The organism is Ancylobacter sp. (genome assembly GCF_965229075.1).
In the GTDB taxonomy this organism is placed as follows: Bacteria; Pseudomonadota; Alphaproteobacteria; order Rhizobiales; family Xanthobacteraceae; genus Ancylobacter.
In genome coordinates, this window is record NZ_CBDDIO010000002.1 from 1,749,944 (window position 1) to 1,765,960 (window position 16,017).

Here is a 16,017-nt window from a genome sequence, read left to right on the forward strand (position 1 = left end):
GCGCGCGGCAGACCGGCCGTTGCGCCCTTGCGGTGATTGGGTTACCCACGCTTCAGGCCCGCCACCGGGCCCCATCCCATCGCCGAACCGATCGACCCGCCGCGGAGGAGCCGCACGGCATGCTGCGCTCGCTGACCGATTTCATCGCCGAGATTGCCGGGGGCGGTCGCGAGACCTCCGCCTTTGCCGAGAACGACTACCGGCTGGCGGCGGCGGCACTGCTGGTGCATGTCGTCACCATTGATGGCGTGATCGGCGCCGATGAGATGGACAAGCTGCGCCGCCTGCTCGCCGCGCGTTTCACCCTTTCCGAGGATGACGCCGAAAAGCTGCTGGAGGCGGCCATCGCCCGCGACGCCGAGGCGGTGGACCTCTACGCCTTCACCAGCGTGCTCAACCGCGCCATGGACGAAGAGGGACGCCGGCGGGTGGTGGAGATGATGTTCGAGGTGGCCTATGCCGATGGCGGGCTGACCGAATTCGAGGACAATCTGGTGTGGCGGGCGGCGGAACTGCTCAACGTCACCTCCCGCGATCGGGTGGACATCCGCAAGCGCGTGCGCGACGCTTTCGAAGGCTGAGGCCGGCATAGGCCTCCTCGCGTCGAGGTGGGCGAGGGTGGGGTTGAGGCGCGGCGCGAATCGTGGCGTCATCCTTGCTTGCGGGGAGACCAGCACTCTCCGTCCTGTTCGTGCCGCACGAGATCATGGCTGTCGCAGAAACCCCGCTTCCCATCCTCATCGTGCTCCATCAGGAGCATTCCTCGCCCGGCCGCGTCGGACGCCTTCTGGCAGAGCGCGGGCACAGGCTCGACATAAGGCGGCCCTGCCTCGGCGATCAGCTGCCCGCCACGCTCGCCGGTCATGCCGGGGCGGTGGTGTTCGGCGGGCCGCAAAGCGCCAATGACTGCCATGATTACGTGCGGGCCGAGATCGATTGGATCGGCGTGCCGTTGCGCGAGGGCAAGCCCTATCTCGGCATCTGCCTCGGTGCGCAGATGCTGGCGAGGCAGCTCGGCGCGCGGGTCGCCCCGCACCCGGACGGGCTGGTCGAGATCGGCTATTACCCGATCCGCGCCACCGAGGCGGGCGCGCGGATGCTGCACGCGCCGCCCACCTTGACCTTGCCCGGCCCGGCCTGGCCCGACCATGTCTATCACTGGCACCGCGAGGGTTTTGAACTTCCCAGCGGGGCGGAACTGCTGGCGAAGGGCCCGACCTTTCCCAACCAGGCGTTCCGCTATGGCCCGCGCGCCTTCGGCATCCAGTTCCACCCTGAGGTGACGCATCACATGATGTGCCGCTGGACGGTGCAGGGCGGCGAGCGGCTGGACCTGCCGGGCGCCCGCCCGCGCCGGGCGCATTTCACCGACCGCCTGCAGCATGACGCACGGATCCGGCTCTGGCTGGAGGCGTTTCTCGGCCGCTGGCTGGGCGATGAGGACGCGTCGCCCGCTCCGGGCCATTGAGGGGCGCGGGCGAGGAGCCAGGCGAAAAAAGGCCGCGCGGGCAACCGCGCGGCCTTTTCTCATTCGCTCTTACAACCTTGCGCCAACCGCCAGCGGACCGCTGACGGTGCGTCTCAGGCCCACACTCGCATGCCGGAGCGAAAGGCTCCGGCGCGTGAGCGTCAGGCCACCTTCTTGGCGCGACCGCGCGGCTTGGCCACCGGGGCCGGCGCGGGCTTCTTGCGCTGCTGGCCGAGGCCCATCTTCTTGGCCAGATTGGAGCGCGCCTCGGCATAGCTGGGGGCGACCATGGGATAGTCGTTGGGCAGGCCCCATTTGGCGCGGTATTCTTCCGGCGTCATGTTGTACTTCGTGCGCAGATGACGCTTCAGCGACTTGAACTTCAGCCCGTCTTCCAGGCAGATGATATATTCCGGCGTCACCGACTTCTTCACCGGCACCGCAGGCTTCAGCACCTCTTCGACGACAGCCGGCGCGGGAGCGGAGAGGCGAAGCAGGGCGCCGTGGACCTTGGCGATCAGATCGGGAAGTTCGGCGGCGGGCACCGAGTTGTTGCCGACAAATGCCGCAACGACATCCGCAGTGAGGCCGAGATAATCAGCCGACACGCTTTCCTGCTCAGACATCTATTTTCTCCATTGAGACTGAGATCGATTTAACATCAAACGGCCAAACGTCAATAAGCAATTGACAAGCAAAGCGGCGTCGATATGGCAGCTTTCTCGGCTCTAAATGAAAAATACCACGTCGCGCGCTCGGTTTTGGAGGCTTCCACTGACTCCCGGCCCCGCTGCGGCGGCGTCTGACCAAGTCGAACGAAGTGGCGCGCCGAAAAAGGTTTTTCGCCCGCGCCGGCCACGTGCGCTGTCAAGACTAAAAGGGTGCCCTTGTACTGCCGCAGCGTCACTGGGTGACGTCAGCGATGACTGAATGTGGCTAAGAATAATCGGATGGGCACGCACAATTTCTTGATGAGGGTTGCCGCCAAGTACAATCTCTGAGCGGCCGGGGCACAGCTCACACTTACTCGAATCACTCATAGATGTGATCGAAGAAAGCCCGCTCCAGCGTCACGGCGCGACGGAAAAAGGCGGCGGCATCGGCGCGCCCGGCGTCGTCGATGACCGCACCAACGCGGTCGAGTTCGCCGCGCAGCCAGGTGACGAAGCCACGGAAGCCATCATTATTGTGCAAAGTGATCCATTCCGCATGCACGAAGTCCGGCGGCAGTGCCTCGCCCGCCCGGTCGGCCCAACTCAAATAGAGCCATTCGGCGACGGTGAGCACCGCGAGGCAGTTTGCATAGCCGCGGCTGGCGGCGGCATCCTTCATCAGAGTCTGGAAGCCGGCAGTAGGCGCGGTGAGAACGGGATGCGCCCGCTCCGCCTCCGGCACGCCGAGCGCGACGAAGGCGCGCTGGAAATAGGTGTTCTCGTCGCTGGTGATCATGGCCGCGAACTGGGCGAAGCGGATGCGCGAGTCGAAGCGGTCGGCGGTGGCGATGGCCATGCCGAGCAGAGCGACGAAACCGTCGATGAACTGATAGTCCTGCGCGAGGTAGCGGCGCATGACATCGGGCGCAACCGTGCCGGCGAAGATCTCCCGGACGAAACGGTGCTCGACACAGGCTTGCCAGTCCTGCGCGTTCGCGTGCCGAAGTTCATCGCTGAAGCTCATCGTTGCCTCTCCGCCGTGTGTCCGTCGTCGGGAGGTTATCTAGAGCCCTTTGCAGACAAGGGAAATCATTGGCTGAGGGAAGAGGCGCGCTATCCTTAACGCCCGCCAGCATGTCGCGCCGCGCGGGTAAGATGTGGGGCGGCGGTGTGGCGCTCACATCCGGACCGACTGCCCGCCATCGACGACGAGCACATGGCCGTTGACGAAGGAGGCCTCGTCCGACGCCAGAAACACCGCAGCGGCGCCGATTTCCGGGGGATGGCCCCAGCGGCCGATGGGCACGCGGGTGTCGACGAAGACGGAGAAGGCGGCGTCGGCGACCAGGCCGGCATTGGTCTCCGTCGCGAACATGCCGGGCGCGATGGCGTTGCTGGTGATGCCGACGCGGGCATAGTCCACCGCCAGCGCCCGCATCAGCCCGGAGAGCCCGGCCTTGGCGGCGGTGTAGACCGGGTCGTGCCGGTTGGCGATGTGCGCGGCGATGGAGGTGACGGTGATCAGCCGGCCATGGCGGTGTGCCGCCATGTGCTCGGCCGCCTCGCGCGCCAGCAGCATCGGGCCGATGAGATCGGTGGTCATCAGCGCCGTGGCTTCACTGGCGGTGAAGTCCTTCAGCGGCCGGCGGTCGCGCGCGCCGACATTATTGACCAAAATGTCGAGCCGGCCGTGTTCCGCCGCGATGGCGGCGATGGCCGCGCGCCCGGCGGCGGTGTCGGCGATATCGAATGGGGAGATGCCGACCGGCCGACCCGTGGCTGCCGCCAGCGCTGTCGCTGCCGCCTCCAGCCGCCCGGCATGGCGGCCATTGATGATGATTTGCGCGCCGGCGGCGGCGAGCGCCTTCGCCATTTCGAAGCCGAGCCCGCGCCCGGCCCCGGTCACCAGCGCAATTCGCCCGTCGAGGCGGAAGGGGCGTGGCAGTGGAACGGGTGTGGAGGAAGCTGGCGGCGGTAAAATAGTCATGATGAACTCGGTTTGGGCAGGAGCGCGCAGTGTCGCCTGCCCGGCGGACCGGCGCCACCCGCTTTCGCGATGCCCACGCCGCCGGCATTTCGGTCCGGGCGGTCCGGGTGACTTCCGCGCCGCGCCGCGCGGTGCCAGACTGGCACCGGTTTCGCATAACCGATCGTTCCGAAAGACCGATCCGCACCCGGGGGACAGTGCCGATGCCGCTTATTTCCAACAGCTATGGCAAGGGCCGCGTGCGCATCATGCGCGTTGCGCGCGACAGCGCTCGCCATGAGGTGCGCGAGCTGTCCGTGCAGGCGATGCTGACCGGCGACTTCGCCGCTGCCTACACCCAGGGCGACAACCGGCAGGTGATCGCCACCGATTCGATCAAGAACATCATCAACATCGTCGCCCGCGACCATGTCGGGGCGGAGAATGAGGTGTTCGCCAGCGCGCTGGCGCAGTATTTCCTCGATCGCTACCCCCATGTCGCCGGCGTCTCCATCACCGCCCACGAGACCAAATGGCGGCGGCTGGACGTGGACGGCGCGGGGCATGACCACGCCTTCGCGCTCGACGGCAATGGCCGCCCCGTCGTCCGGCTCGAGGCGACGCGCGAGGACAGCCGCCTCGCCTCCGGCGTCGAGGGCTTCACCTTCCTCAAGACCACGGAATCTGGCTGGGAGGATTACTGGTTCGACGAGGCGACGACGCTGAAGCCGACCGCCGACCGGCTGTTCGCCACCGCGATGGAGGCGCAGTGGCGCTGGAGCGGCGTGCCCGCGAGCTATGAAGCCGCCAATGCGGCAGTGCTCGACGCGGCGTTGAAGGTGTTCGCCACCACCTACAGCCCCGGCGTGCAGGCGACGCTGTACCAGATGGGCGAGGCGGTGCTTACCGCCGTGCCCGAGGTGGCGGACATCTCCATGGCCTGTCCGAACAAGCATTACCTCCCCATCGACCTCTCGCCCTTCGGCCGTGCCTTTGACGGGCAGGTCTTCACCCCGACCGACGAGCCGCACGGCCAGATCGTCTGCACCATCGGGCGGGGCTGAGCGGGCGGGAAGGGCGACGACGGGGATCGGCCGATGGACCTCAACACGGTTTCCGAGGTGCTGCGCCCGCGCGCACGGGCGGAGCTTCCGGCCGCCGACGCGGGCGATGCGGTGCTCGGTGGCGGCACCTGGCTGTTCTCCGAACCGCAGCCTTCGGTGCGGCGGCTGGTCGATCTCTCCGGCTTCGGCTGGGAGCCTTTCCGCGCCGGGGCGGACGGGCTGAGCATCGCCGCGACCTGCACCATCGCCGAACTCGCCGGCTTCGAGCCGCCGGCGGAGTGGCGGGCCGGCTTCCTCATCCGCGAATGCTGCCGCTCCTTCCTCGCCTCGTTCAAGATCTGGAACATGGCGACGGTGGGCGGCAATATCTGTCTCGGCCTACCGGCCGGGCCAATGATCTCGCTCGCCGTGGCGCTGGAGGGCGAAGGCGTGCTGTGGGGGCCGGACGGGGCGGAACGGCGGGCCCGCATCGCCGATCTCGTGCGCGGCCCGCGCGAGGTGGCGCTGGCGCCGGGGGAGGTGCTGCGCGCGGTGGAACTGCCGGCGTGGGCGCTGCGCCGTCGGGCTGCCTTCCGCCGCGCCTCGCTCACCCCGCTCGGCCGCTCCGGCGTGCTGCTGATCGGCACGCGCGCGGCGGACGGCGCCTTCGCGCTCACGGTGACGGCCTCCACAAGGCGGCCGGTGGAAATCGCCTTTCCCGCCTTGCCGGGCGCGGCGGAACTGACCGCGCGGCTGGCGGCGGCGATCCCGCAAGCGCTCTATTATGACGACATGCACGGGCGGCCCGACTGGCGCCGCCACATGACGCATCTTCTCGCGCAGGACATCCGCGACGAACTGAGTGAACCGGGCGAGGGGCGCGCGTGAGGCTGACCGTGAATGGCCGTGCCGTCGAGACCGAGGCCCGGCCGGGCCAGTGCCTGCGCACCCTGCTGCGCGAACTGGGCTGGTTCGGGGTGAAGAAGGGCTGCGACGCCGGCGATTGCGGCGCCTGCACGGTGCATCTCGATGGCCGGCCGGTACACAGCTGCGTCACCCCCGCCTTCCGTGCCGAGGGGCGGGCCATCACCACCATCGAGGGGCTGGCGGACACGGCGGAAGGTGACGGCCTGCACCCGATTCAGGAGGCGTTCCTTGCCGCGCAAGGCTTCCAGTGCGGCTTCTGCACCGCCGGCATGGTGATGACGTCAGCCGCGCTCGACCAGGGCCAGCGCGCGGATCTGCCGGACGCGCTCAAGGGCAATCTGTGCCGCTGCACCGGCTATGCCGCCATCGCCGATGCGGTGGCCGGGATTGAGACCGTGGAGGCCGACACGCGGCAGGGCCGCGTGGGCTGCTCCGTCGCCGCGCCGGCCGGACCGGCCATCGTCACCGGCGCCGCACGCTACACGATGGATGTGGCGCCGGAGGGCGAGCTGGCGGGGCTGCTGCATATGAAGCTGCTGCGCTCGCCGCATCCGCACGCCCGCATCCGCGCCATCGACACGGCGGCGGCCCTCGCACTGCCGGGGGTGGTGGCCGTGCTGACGCATGATGACGCGCCGTCCCGCCTGTTCTCTTCCGCCCGGCACCACCATGCCACCGACGATGCCGACGACACCCGTGTGCTCGACGATGTGGTGCGCCATATCGGCCAGCGTGTGGCCGCCGTGGTGGCGGTGAGCGAACAGGCCGCGGAGGCCGGCTGCGCGGCGCTACGCGTGGATTATGAGCCGCTGCCGGCGGTGTTCGACCCGGAGGAGGCGATGCGCCCCGGCGCGCCGCTGGTGCATGGGGACAAGGGGCCGGACAGCCGCATCGCCGACGCTTCCCGCAACATCGTCGCCGCGCTGGCGGGGGAGGTGGGGGATATCGCCGCCGGCCTGCGGGACGCCGATGTGGTCCACGAGGCGACCTATGAGAGCCAGCGCGTCCAGCACGCGCATCTGGAAACCCATGGCTGCATCGGCTGGCGCGACAGCGAGGGCCGCCTGGTGATCCGCAGCTCCACCCAGACGCCCTTCCTCACCCGCGACGCGCTGGCGGCGCTCTACGATCTGCCGCGCGAGCGCGTGCGCGTCTTCGCCGCGCGGGTGGGCGGCGGTTTCGGCGGCAAGCAGGAAATGCTCACCGAGGACATCGTGGCGCTGGCGGTGCTGAAGACCGGCCGGCCGGTGAAGCTGGAATACACCCGCGCCGAGCAGTTCGCCGCCTCCACCAGCCGCCACCCGATGAAGGTGACGGTGACGCTCGGTGCGACGCGGGACGGGCGGCTCACCGCCTTTTCCATGCGCATGCTGCTGAACACCGGCGCCTATGGCAACCATGCGGCGGGCGTGCTGTTCCACGGCTCGGGCGAGAGCGTGGCGCTGTACAATTGCCCGAACAAGCGGGTGGAGGGCTGGTCGGTCTACACAAATTCCCTGCCGAGTGGCGCCTTTCGCGGCTATGGGCTGAGCCAGACCATCTTCGCGGTGGAATCGGCCATGGACGAGCTGGCGCATAAGCTCGGCATCGATCCGGTGGCGCTGCGGCGGCTGAACATGGTGCGGCCGGGCGATGCGATGGTCTCTTCCGGGGAGCCGCACCACGATGTCGAGATGGGCAGCTACGGGCTCGACCAATGCCTCGACCGGGTGGAGGCGGAACTGGCCAAGCCCTCGCCGGCGCGGCTGGGGGCGGGGTGGCTGGTGGGGCGCGGCGTCGCGGCGGCGATGATCGACACCATTCCCCCGCGCGGCCATGTCGCGCAGACACGGCTGACTCTGACGCCGGACGTCACCTATAAGCTGCGCACCGGCACGGCGGAATTCGGCAACGGCACTACCACCGTGCATGTGCAGATCGCCGCCACGCTGCTCGGTGCGCGGCCGGAACAGATAAACGTGCGCCAGTCCGACACCGCCCATGTCGACCATGACACCGGCGCCTATGGCTCGACCGGCACGGTGGTGGCCGGCAGCGCGACGCAGGCGGCGGCGGAAAGGCTGGCGGTGGCGATCCGCGCGGCGGCGGCCGCCCGGCTCGGCGTGCCGGCCGATACCTGCCGGATCGAGGGCGAGGCGGTCGTGGCCGGGGAGAAGCGGATTGGCCTCGCCGCGCTGGCCCCGCTGGAGGCGGTGGGCGACGCTTCCGGCAGCCCACGGTCGGTGGCGTTCAATGTGCAGGGCTTCGAGGTCGCGGTGCATGGGCGCAGCGGCGAAATCCGCATCCTGCGCTCCGTCCATGCGGCGGATGCCGGCACGGTGGTCAACCCGATGCAGTGCCGGGGGCAGGTGGAGGGCGGCGTCGCCCAGGCGATCGGCGCCGCGCTCTATGAGCGGCTGAGGATGGATGAGGCGGGCGCGGTGACCAATGCGAGTTTTCGCGGCTACCATATCCCCGCCTTCGCGGATGTGCCGCGTACAGAGGTCTTCTTCGCCGAGACGTTTGACGCCATCGGCCCGCTGGGAGCGAAATCGATGAGCGAGAGCCCGTTCAACCCGGTGGCGGCGGCGCTCGCCAATGCGATCTTCGACGCCACCGGCGTGCGGCTGCGCGCGACGCCCTTCGTGGCGGATGAACTCTACGCGCTGCTGCCCGCCCAGGCGGCAGAAGAGGCCGTTTCATGAGCGGGAGCCTTCAATCGCGGGTGCTGCGCGGGCCGGCGGCGACGCTGGCGGGTAATCCGTTCGAGCAGCCCTCGCGCGGCTGCCTCATCACCCATGACGACGCGCTCATCGTCATCGAGCACGGGCGGATCACCGCCTTCGGCCCCTATGCGGAGCTCAGCGACACGCTGCCCGAGGGCGTGGCGGTGGAGCATTATCCCGGCCATCTCCTCGTGCCCGGCTTCATCGACGCGCATGTGCATTACCCGCAGATGCAGGTGATCGGCGCCTTCGGCACGCAATTGCTGGAATGGCTGGAGACCTACACCTTCCCCGCCGAGATGAGCTTCTCCGACGCCGGCCATGCCGGGCGGGTGGCGCATCTGTTCCTGCGCGAATTGCTGCGTGCCGGCACCACCACGGCGATGGTGTATTGCACCGTGCATCCGCAATCGGTCGAAGCCTTCTTCACCGAGGCGGCACGGTTCGACGCGCGGATGATAGCCGGCAAAGTGCTGATGGACCGCCACGCCCCTGCCGGCCTGCTCGACACGGCCCAGCGCGGCTATGACGAGAGCCTCGCGCTGATCGAGCGCTGGCATGGGCGAGGGCGCGCCCTCTACTGCGTCACGCCGCGCTTCGCCCCGACCTCGACCGATGCCCAGCTGGATGCCGCCGGGGCGCTGCTGAAGACCCGTGACGGTCTCTTCCTGCAGACGCATCTGTGCGAGAACCTGGCCGAGATCGAATGGGTGCGCGAACTCTTCCCCGCTCGCGCTTCCTATCTCGATGTCTATGCCCATGCCGGGCTGGTGGGGCCGCGCTCCATGTTCGGCCATGGCATCCATCTGCATGAGGGCGATTTCTGCACCTGCCACCAGGCGGGGGCGGCGCTGGCGCATTGCCCGACCTCCAACCTGTTTCTCGGCAGCGGCCTGTTCCGCCTGTTCGAGGCCGTGGACCCGCGCCGGCCGGTGAAGGTGGCGCTCGGCACCGATGTCGGCGGGGGCACCTCGCTGTCGCAGCTGCAGACGCTGAACGAGGCCTATAAGGTCGCGGCCATGGTCGGTCACAAGCTTGACGCGGTGCAGGGCTTCTATCTCGCGACGCTGGGCGGGGCGCGGGCGCTGGGGCTGGACGACCGGATCGGCCGGCTGGCGCCGGGGATGGAGGCCGATATCTGCGTGCTCGACCCGAAGGCGACCCCGTTCATGGCGTTCCGCGCCGGCTATTGCGCCTCGATGGAGGAATTGCTGTTTCTCCTGATGACGCTCGGCGACGACCGGGCCGTGCGCGCCACCTATGTCGCCGGCCGCCCCGTCTATGACCGCGACCGGCCGGGCGATCCATTCCGGCCGGTGCATGGTGAGGAGCAAGCGTGACGCATCCCGTCTCCCTCGACACGCTGAACACGCTCGACCGCGACGGCTTCATCGCCGCGCTGGACGGCATTTTCGAGCACGCGCCCTGGGTGGCGGAGGCCGCTTTCGCCCATGCGCCCTTCGCCACCGTGGCGGCGCTGCACGAGGCGCTGATGGCTTCAGTATGGGCGCGGCCGGAGGTGGAGCGCATCGCCTTCGTCGCGGCGCATCCCGACCTCGCCGGCAAGGCGGCGCGGGCCGGTGACATCGCCCCCGCCTCGGTGTCGGAACAGGCGGGGCTGGGGCTCGACCGGCTGTCGGATGCGGAGTTCGCCCGCTTCGAGCGGCTGAACAGCGCCTATCGTGCCCGCTTCGGCTTTCCCTTCGTCATCTGCGTGCGACGGCAGACCCGCGACGCGCTGCTCGACGCCTTCGAGGCGCGCCTCTTGCACAAGCGCGACGAGGAACTCGCCGCCGCCTTGGTCGAAATCGGCCATATCACTGCGCTGCGGCTGGTGGAGCGGGTGACGGGTCCCGGCCAGCCGAAAGTGTTCGGCCGCCTTTCCACCCATGTGCTCGACACCCATAGAGGCGGGCCAGCGCAGGGCGTGCGGGTGGAGCTCTACGAGGTGGGGGCGAGTGCGCGGGCGCTTCTCACCGAGGCGGTGACCAATGCGGACGGACGCACCGACGCGCCACTGCTCTCCGGCGCGCCGCTGCGGGCGGGGCGCTATGAGCTGGTGTTCCATGTCGGCGCCTATTTCACCGCGCGCGGGCTCGATCTGCCCGGCCCGGCTTTTCTCGACACGGTGCCGCTCCGCTTCGGCATCGCCGAGCCGGAGGGGCATTATCATGTGCCGCTGGTGGTAACGCCGTGGAGCTATTCCACCTATCGCGGCAGCTGAGGGGCGCGCCAGAGCCCGCTTCAATCGTCGGTGGGGCCGGACAGGGTGTGGTAGCGTCGGCTGTAATAGATGAGGCTCTCATTCGAGCCGCCCTCGGCGACGCCGACCACCTCGCAGAACAGCACGTCATGGGTGCCGACCTCGACCGTGCGGACGATGCGGCAGTCGAAGGCGACGACAGCGCCGTCCAGCATCGGCGCGCCGGTGACGGCCGGCCGCCAGTTGCCGCTGGCGAAGCGCTCCTCCGGCGGGGTGCGGCCGCCGAACAGGTTGGACAGCGGCTCGTGCCCGGCGGCCAGCGTGTTGATGCAGACGACACCATTGGCATGGACGGGGGCGGCGGCGGAGGAGCCCTTGTTGAGGCACACCAGCAGGGTCGGCGGGCTGTCGGTGACCGAGCACACCGCCGAAGCGGTGAAACCGTGTCGCCCGCCGGGTCCATCGGTCGTGACGATGTTCACCGCCGCGCCGAGGCGGGCCATGGCGTTACGAAAGCCCTGCCGGGTCACCGGCGGCGGGCCGTTATCGGGAGCGCCGTCCAGCGGCGAGCACGGGGGGGACATGCCCTTCTCCTTCCTGCCGGTTCAGCGCCGGCGCCGGCGGGCGCGGGGAATCCGCGCCCGATGGTTCGCGCGGGTCAGAACTCGCGCAGATTGTCGCGCAGCAGTTGGTGCTTGTATTCGGTGCGCACGAGGCCGCGCGCCTGCAGCTCCGGCACCAGCCCGTCGCAGATCTCGGTGATGTAGCGGCGGGAGACGCGCAGCACCGGGGTGGTGATGAGGAAGCCGTCGCCGCCCACTTCCGCCATCGCCTCGCCCATCTTGTCGGCGACCTGCGCCGGGGTGCCGATCAGTTCCATGGAGGAGACGAGGCCGCCACCGCCCGAGGCCGCGAGCTCGCGCAGGGTCTTGCCGGAGCCCCATTGCTGGAACTTGTCGAGCGTGCCGGATTCGCCATTCGTGACGAGCTTTTCCGGCAGCGGCTTGTCGAGATCGTATTTGGAGAAGTCGATCTCAGTGATGGCGGAGATGGAGATCAGCACGTCGGTGACGAAATTGTCCGACATGGTGACGTTCTCATAGCGGGCGCGCGCCTCCGCTTCCGTCTCCCCGAGGCTGGGGCAGATGCAGAAGAACACCTTGATGTCGTCCGGGTTGCGGCCGATGGCTTCGGCCCGGGCGCGGATGTCGGCGCGGAACGCCTTCATGCCCTCGACGCCATTGGCGACCGAGACAATGGCGTCGGCGTAGCGGGCGGCGAAATCGCGGCCGCGCGGCGAGGCGCCGGCCTGCAGATAGACGGGGCGGCGCTGCGGCGACGGCACGGTGTTGAGCGGGCCGCGCACCTGGTAGTATTTGCCCTTGTGGTCGATGGTGTGGACCTTGGAGCCGTCGGCATAGATGCCGTTCTTGCGGTCCAGCACCACGGCGTCCGGCTCCCAGCTGTTGAACAGCTTGTCGCAGACTTCCATGTATTCCTCGGCCATGGCGTAGCGGTCCTCGCGCGGAGGCAGCTTGTCCATGCCGAAATTCTTCGCCATCAGGTCCTCGGCCGAGGTGACGACATTCCAGCCGAAGCGGCCCTTGGTGAGGCTGTCGATGGTGGAGGACAGCCGCGCCAGCATGAAGGGCGGGTAGGCCATGGTAGACATGGTGGCGACGACGCCGAGATGCTGGGTCGCCATGCCCATGGCCACCGCCAGCGGGGCGGGATCGGCTTTCGGCACCATCATGGCGTGCTTGAGCGAGAGGTCGCGCGAGCCGCCATAGGTCTCCGGCACCATCAGCTTGTCCTCGATCATGATCAGATCGAAGCAGGCGCGCTCCATCGCCTGGGCCATCTCGATGTAGAAACGGCCATCCCACGGGTTGCCACCCTGGCCGAAGGGTTCGCGCCATTCGTCGGGCGTGAAGTTCATGAACCAGGCGAGGTGGAAGCGCTTGTCGGCCATTGTGTCAGTCCTTCACTAAAGCAGTCTCGAATGCCGGAACGGCCGGGTCGTCCCCGGTGGCGGGCGCGGCGGCGAGCAGGGCGAGGCGCACACGGGCGCGCTCCGCCTCGAACAGGCGGGATTCGCGCACGCTGCGGCACTTGGCTTCGAAATCGGAGACGATGCTGGCGCCGAAGCGCTCCGGGGCCTGCGGGTCCTTGCGCCGCTTGTCGACGGCGATAACGCGGGTGCCGAGCAGGAAGGCCTCGGGCAGATCATGCGTGACCATGACGATGGTCATGCGGTTCTCTTCCCAGAGTTCGCCCACCAGCTCATGCATGGATTTGCGGGTGCCGGGATCTAGCGCGCCGAAGGGCTCGTCGAGCAGCAGCACTTTCGGCTTCATGATCAGCGCTTGCGCCAAAGCGAGGCGCTGCTGCATACCGCCCGACAGCTGGGCGGGGTATTTGTGCGCATGCTCGCCGAGCCCGACGCGGGTGAGCAGCGCCATCGCCTTTTCTTCCAGCGCCTTGCGGCGGGCGCCGAAGAAGCGGCCGAGGAAGGGCGCACCAGCCCATTGCGGGCCCATCATCACATTACCCAGCACGGTGCGGTGCGGGAACACGGAATAGCGCTGGAACACCACGCCGCGATCGGCGGTCGGCTCGCTGGCGATGGGCTCGCCGTCGATCAGGATGCGTCCGCGCGTCGGCTGCTCCTGCGAGAGCAGCATGCGCAGCAGCGTGGTCTTGCCGACGCCGGAAGGGCCGATGATGACGAGGAATTCGTGGTCGTCGAGCGACAGGTTGACCTGTTCGAGCACGACCCGCTCGTCATATTCCTTCCAGACATTCTCGAAGGTGATGGTGGTCATTCAGGCCGCCTTTATCTGGTCCCAGGGATAGGCGGCGACGGCGAGGCGGCGCAGCGCGTAATCCATGAGGAAGGCGAGAAGGGTGATCCAGATGACGTAGGGAAGGATCACATCCATGGCGAGGTAGCGACGCACCAGGAAGATGCGGTAGCCGAGGCCGCCCTCGGCGGTGATGGCTTCCGCCGCGATGACGAACAGCCAGGCGGCGCCGAGGGAGAGCCGCACCGAGTCGATGAGGCGCGGCATCACCTGCGGCAGCACTACGCCGGAGATCATCTGCCAGGTCGAGGCGCCGAGCGTCTGCGCCTTGATGATCTGTTCCGTCGGCAGGGCGGAGACCCGTAGCATCACGTCGCGGATGATGAAGGGGGCGATGCCGAACACGATCAGCACGATCTTCGAGGCTTCGCCGAGGCCGAACAGGATGAACAGGATTGGCAGCACCGCCAGCGGCGGTATGAGCGAGAAGGCGGCGAAGAACGGTTCGAAGGTGGCGCGCAGATAGGGCACGAAGCCGACGATGATGCCGAGCACAAGGCCGAGCAGGGCGGAAATGCCGAGGCCGAGGAACAGGCGCTGCAGGCTGAGCCAGGTGTCCCACCAGAGCAGATACTGGCTCGTCGCCTTGTCCACCGTGGTGGCCATGCGCACCATGGTGTTCCAGAAGCTGGCGAAGCTCGGCATCAGCTTGTCGGCCGGCTCGACCGCGAGGCGGGCATTCGAGCCCAGCATATAAATCGCCAGCACAATGACGAAAGGCAGGATGGCGAGGATAAGCCGGACGCCGGGCCGGGGGGCGTAGTTGATGATGCGGCGCATGCGGGGCCTTTCGGTTGCGATCGTCATCCAGAGGCTGATCCGCGCCCGTGATGACCGTCATCCCGAGGCGCCCGCCCGCCGGGCGGGGCCTCGAAGGATGGGTGGGGCGCTTAGGGAGCCCATCCTTCGGGACGCGCTGCGCCCACACCTTGTGAGGACTGTGCTTTGAGCGGTCTCTCGGGCGTCGCCGGGAACTGGCGCAGAAGCCCGCCGCTCACAGCTTCCCGTCGGCGGCGTCCTTGGTGAAGCTGGCATTGACCCGCATCTTGATGTTGCCCTTGTCGCCCAGCACGGTGCCGTCGGCGACTTCGATGCCGATGGAATCGACGCTGGTGGCGCCCTGGCCGAACAGGCCCTGCTGGAAGCAGAAGGTGCGGATGTTGTTCCAGATCTTGGCGTTGTCGGGCGAGAGCAGGAAGCTGGCCGCCTCCTGGGGGGTGTAGAAGAAATGGGTGGTGTCGAGCTGGGCCTGCAGGCCGCCGGCATCCGTGCCCATGGCGCTGGTCATTACCGCGCGCATTTCGTCGCCCGCAGCGCCGCCGGCCTTGAGGATGCCGAGCGCTTCGTACCAGGCGCCGACCACGGCCTTGGCGAAGTCCGGATTATCCTTGAGCGTGGCGGTGTTGCCGATGAACACGTCCATGATCTCGCCGGGGATCTTGGATGAGTCGAACAGGTTCGTGGTGCCGGAGACCTTGAGCATGTCCTCGGTGAGCGGCTTCCACGACACGGCGTGCTTCATGTCGGCTTGCGAGATGAAGGCGGCGGAGATTTCCGAATCCGAGATGTTCACCGTCTTGGTGGCGGTGGGGTCGTCGATGCCGGCGAGCTGAAGGCCGCGATTGAGGAGATAGTGCGAGACGCTGTACTGCAGCAGGTACACGTCCTGCCCGGCCAGTTCCTTCACGTTCTTCGCGGTCTTGGACAGAACGATGTCGTTGCCGTTGGAATAGTCGGTGATCAGCAGGATGGAGGTGTCGACGCCGCCGGCTGCCGGCATGGTGAGGCCGTCCATCGAGGCCACGCCCACCGCGTCGATCTCGCCGGCGATGAACTGGTTGATTGAACCGACATAGTCGTTGGCCTGGATGATTTCGACATCGATGCCGTATTTGTCGGCCCATTTCTTCATGATGCCGGAAGACTTCATGTAAGCGAAGGGCATGAAGCCGATATAGACGGTATAGGCGACCTTGAAACTCTTCTTCGGGGCGGCATGCGCCGCAGGCGCCCCCGCAAGAGCTGCGGCGGCGAGGCTGGCGAAGACGGCTGCAGCCCTGATTATGCGCTTCATGAGGGGTGGCTCCGGTCGCTGAAATGGCTGGACCGGGCTATTAAACGGTGACTTAATATGACGTGCAAGCCCAACAAATGGGCACGCTTAGCATATGAGCAAGGCAGAAAATTC

The 16,017-nt window shown here is 67.8% G+C and carries 15 protein-coding genes; 7 read left to right on the top strand and 8 right to left on the bottom strand.

All coding sequences use genetic code 11. From position 1 onward, the window contains the following. Nucleotides 1-119: 119 nt before the first annotated feature. Together ACO07Z_RS14190 and ACO07Z_RS14195 are read left to right on the top strand one after the other, a co-directional pair. Nucleotides 120-581: a TerB family tellurite resistance protein gene (locus ACO07Z_RS14190; protein WP_244450261.1), complete on the top strand. Its 462-nt coding sequence runs from the start codon at nucleotides 120-122 to the stop codon at nucleotides 579-581. Between the two features lie 125 nt (nucleotides 582-706). Beyond that, nucleotides 707-1,468: a glutamine amidotransferase gene (locus ACO07Z_RS14195; RefSeq protein WP_421699294.1), complete on the top strand. Its 762-nt coding sequence runs from the start codon at nucleotides 707-709 to the stop codon at nucleotides 1,466-1,468. A gap of 161 nt (nucleotides 1,469-1,629) precedes the next feature. On the opposite strand, the gene ACO07Z_RS14200 is transcribed toward ACO07Z_RS14195, so the two are convergent. From ACO07Z_RS14200 to ACO07Z_RS14210, 3 genes are all read right to left on the bottom strand, one after another. After that, on the bottom strand, nucleotides 1,630-2,094 hold the full coding sequence (locus ACO07Z_RS14200) for a MucR family transcriptional regulator (protein ID WP_421699295.1): 465 nt from the start codon (nucleotides 2,092-2,094) through the stop codon (nucleotides 1,630-1,632). 406 nt (nucleotides 2,095-2,500) lie between these two features. Then, entirely contained in the window at nucleotides 2,501-3,145 is a 645-nt protein-coding gene (locus tag ACO07Z_RS14205) for a TenA family protein (protein WP_421699296.1), read from the bottom strand. Between the two features lie 153 nt (nucleotides 3,146-3,298). Next, complete coding sequence (locus tag ACO07Z_RS14210; RefSeq protein WP_421699297.1) at nucleotides 3,299-4,108, bottom strand: SDR family oxidoreductase; 810 nt, start codon at nucleotides 4,106-4,108, stop codon at nucleotides 3,299-3,301. Between the two features lie 203 nt (nucleotides 4,109-4,311). Between ACO07Z_RS14210 and pucL the strand changes: the two genes are divergently transcribed. From pucL to uraD, 5 genes are read left to right on the top strand one after another with little or no spacing between them, the layout of a single operon-like run. Further along, nucleotides 4,312-5,151 carry a factor-independent urate hydroxylase gene (gene pucL / locus ACO07Z_RS14215; RefSeq protein ID WP_421699298.1) on the top strand — a complete coding sequence of 280 codons (840 nt, stop codon included), beginning with the start codon at nucleotides 4,312-4,314 and terminating at the stop codon, nucleotides 5,149-5,151. A 33-nt stretch (nucleotides 5,152-5,184) separates the two neighbouring features. Beyond that, nucleotides 5,185-6,018 carry an FAD binding domain-containing protein gene (locus tag ACO07Z_RS14220; RefSeq protein WP_421699299.1) on the top strand — a complete coding sequence of 278 codons (834 nt, stop codon included), beginning with the start codon at nucleotides 5,185-5,187 and terminating at the stop codon, nucleotides 6,016-6,018. Beyond that, nucleotides 6,015-8,741 carry a molybdopterin-dependent oxidoreductase gene (locus ACO07Z_RS14225; protein WP_421699300.1) on the top strand — a complete coding sequence of 909 codons (2,727 nt, stop codon included), beginning with the start codon at nucleotides 6,015-6,017 and terminating at the stop codon, nucleotides 8,739-8,741. Before ACO07Z_RS14220 ends, ACO07Z_RS14225 begins: the two co-directional genes overlap by 4 nt. Next, entirely contained in the window at nucleotides 8,738-10,102 is a 1,365-nt protein-coding gene (gene guaD, locus ACO07Z_RS14230) for a guanine deaminase (RefSeq protein WP_421699301.1), read from the top strand. Before ACO07Z_RS14225 ends, guaD begins: the two co-directional genes overlap by 4 nt. Then, nucleotides 10,099-10,986: a 2-oxo-4-hydroxy-4-carboxy-5-ureidoimidazoline decarboxylase gene (gene uraD, locus ACO07Z_RS14235; RefSeq protein WP_421699302.1), complete on the top strand. Its 888-nt coding sequence runs from the start codon at nucleotides 10,099-10,101 to the stop codon at nucleotides 10,984-10,986. Before guaD ends, uraD begins: the two co-directional genes overlap by 4 nt. Before the next feature lie 20 nt (nucleotides 10,987-11,006). Here uraD and ACO07Z_RS14240 read toward each other — a convergent pair whose 3' ends face one another. The 5 genes from ACO07Z_RS14240 to ACO07Z_RS14260 all read right to left on the bottom strand — a co-directional run bounded on the left by ACO07Z_RS14240 (nucleotide 11,007) and on the right by ACO07Z_RS14260 (nucleotide 15,903). Next, the gene (locus ACO07Z_RS14240; protein WP_307021563.1) at nucleotides 11,007-11,549 is read right to left on the bottom strand and encodes a flavin reductase; all 543 of its coding nucleotides are present in this window, start codon (nucleotides 11,547-11,549) and stop codon (nucleotides 11,007-11,009) included. A gap of 74 nt (nucleotides 11,550-11,623) precedes the next feature. Next, on the bottom strand, nucleotides 11,624-12,937 hold the full coding sequence (locus ACO07Z_RS14245) for an NtaA/DmoA family FMN-dependent monooxygenase (protein ID WP_244450272.1): 1,314 nt from the start codon (nucleotides 12,935-12,937) through the stop codon (nucleotides 11,624-11,626). Between the two features lie 4 nt (nucleotides 12,938-12,941). Then, complete coding sequence (locus ACO07Z_RS14250; RefSeq protein WP_421699303.1) at nucleotides 12,942-13,790, bottom strand: ABC transporter ATP-binding protein; 849 nt, start codon at nucleotides 13,788-13,790, stop codon at nucleotides 12,942-12,944. Beyond that, on the bottom strand, nucleotides 13,791-14,609 hold the full coding sequence (locus ACO07Z_RS14255) for an ABC transporter permease (RefSeq protein WP_421700822.1): 819 nt from the start codon (nucleotides 14,607-14,609) through the stop codon (nucleotides 13,791-13,793). A gap of 214 nt (nucleotides 14,610-14,823) precedes the next feature. Then, on the bottom strand, nucleotides 14,824-15,903 hold the full coding sequence (locus ACO07Z_RS14260) for a putative urea ABC transporter substrate-binding protein (RefSeq protein WP_421699304.1): 1,080 nt from the start codon (nucleotides 15,901-15,903) through the stop codon (nucleotides 14,824-14,826). Nucleotides 15,904-16,017 lie beyond the last annotated feature (114 nt).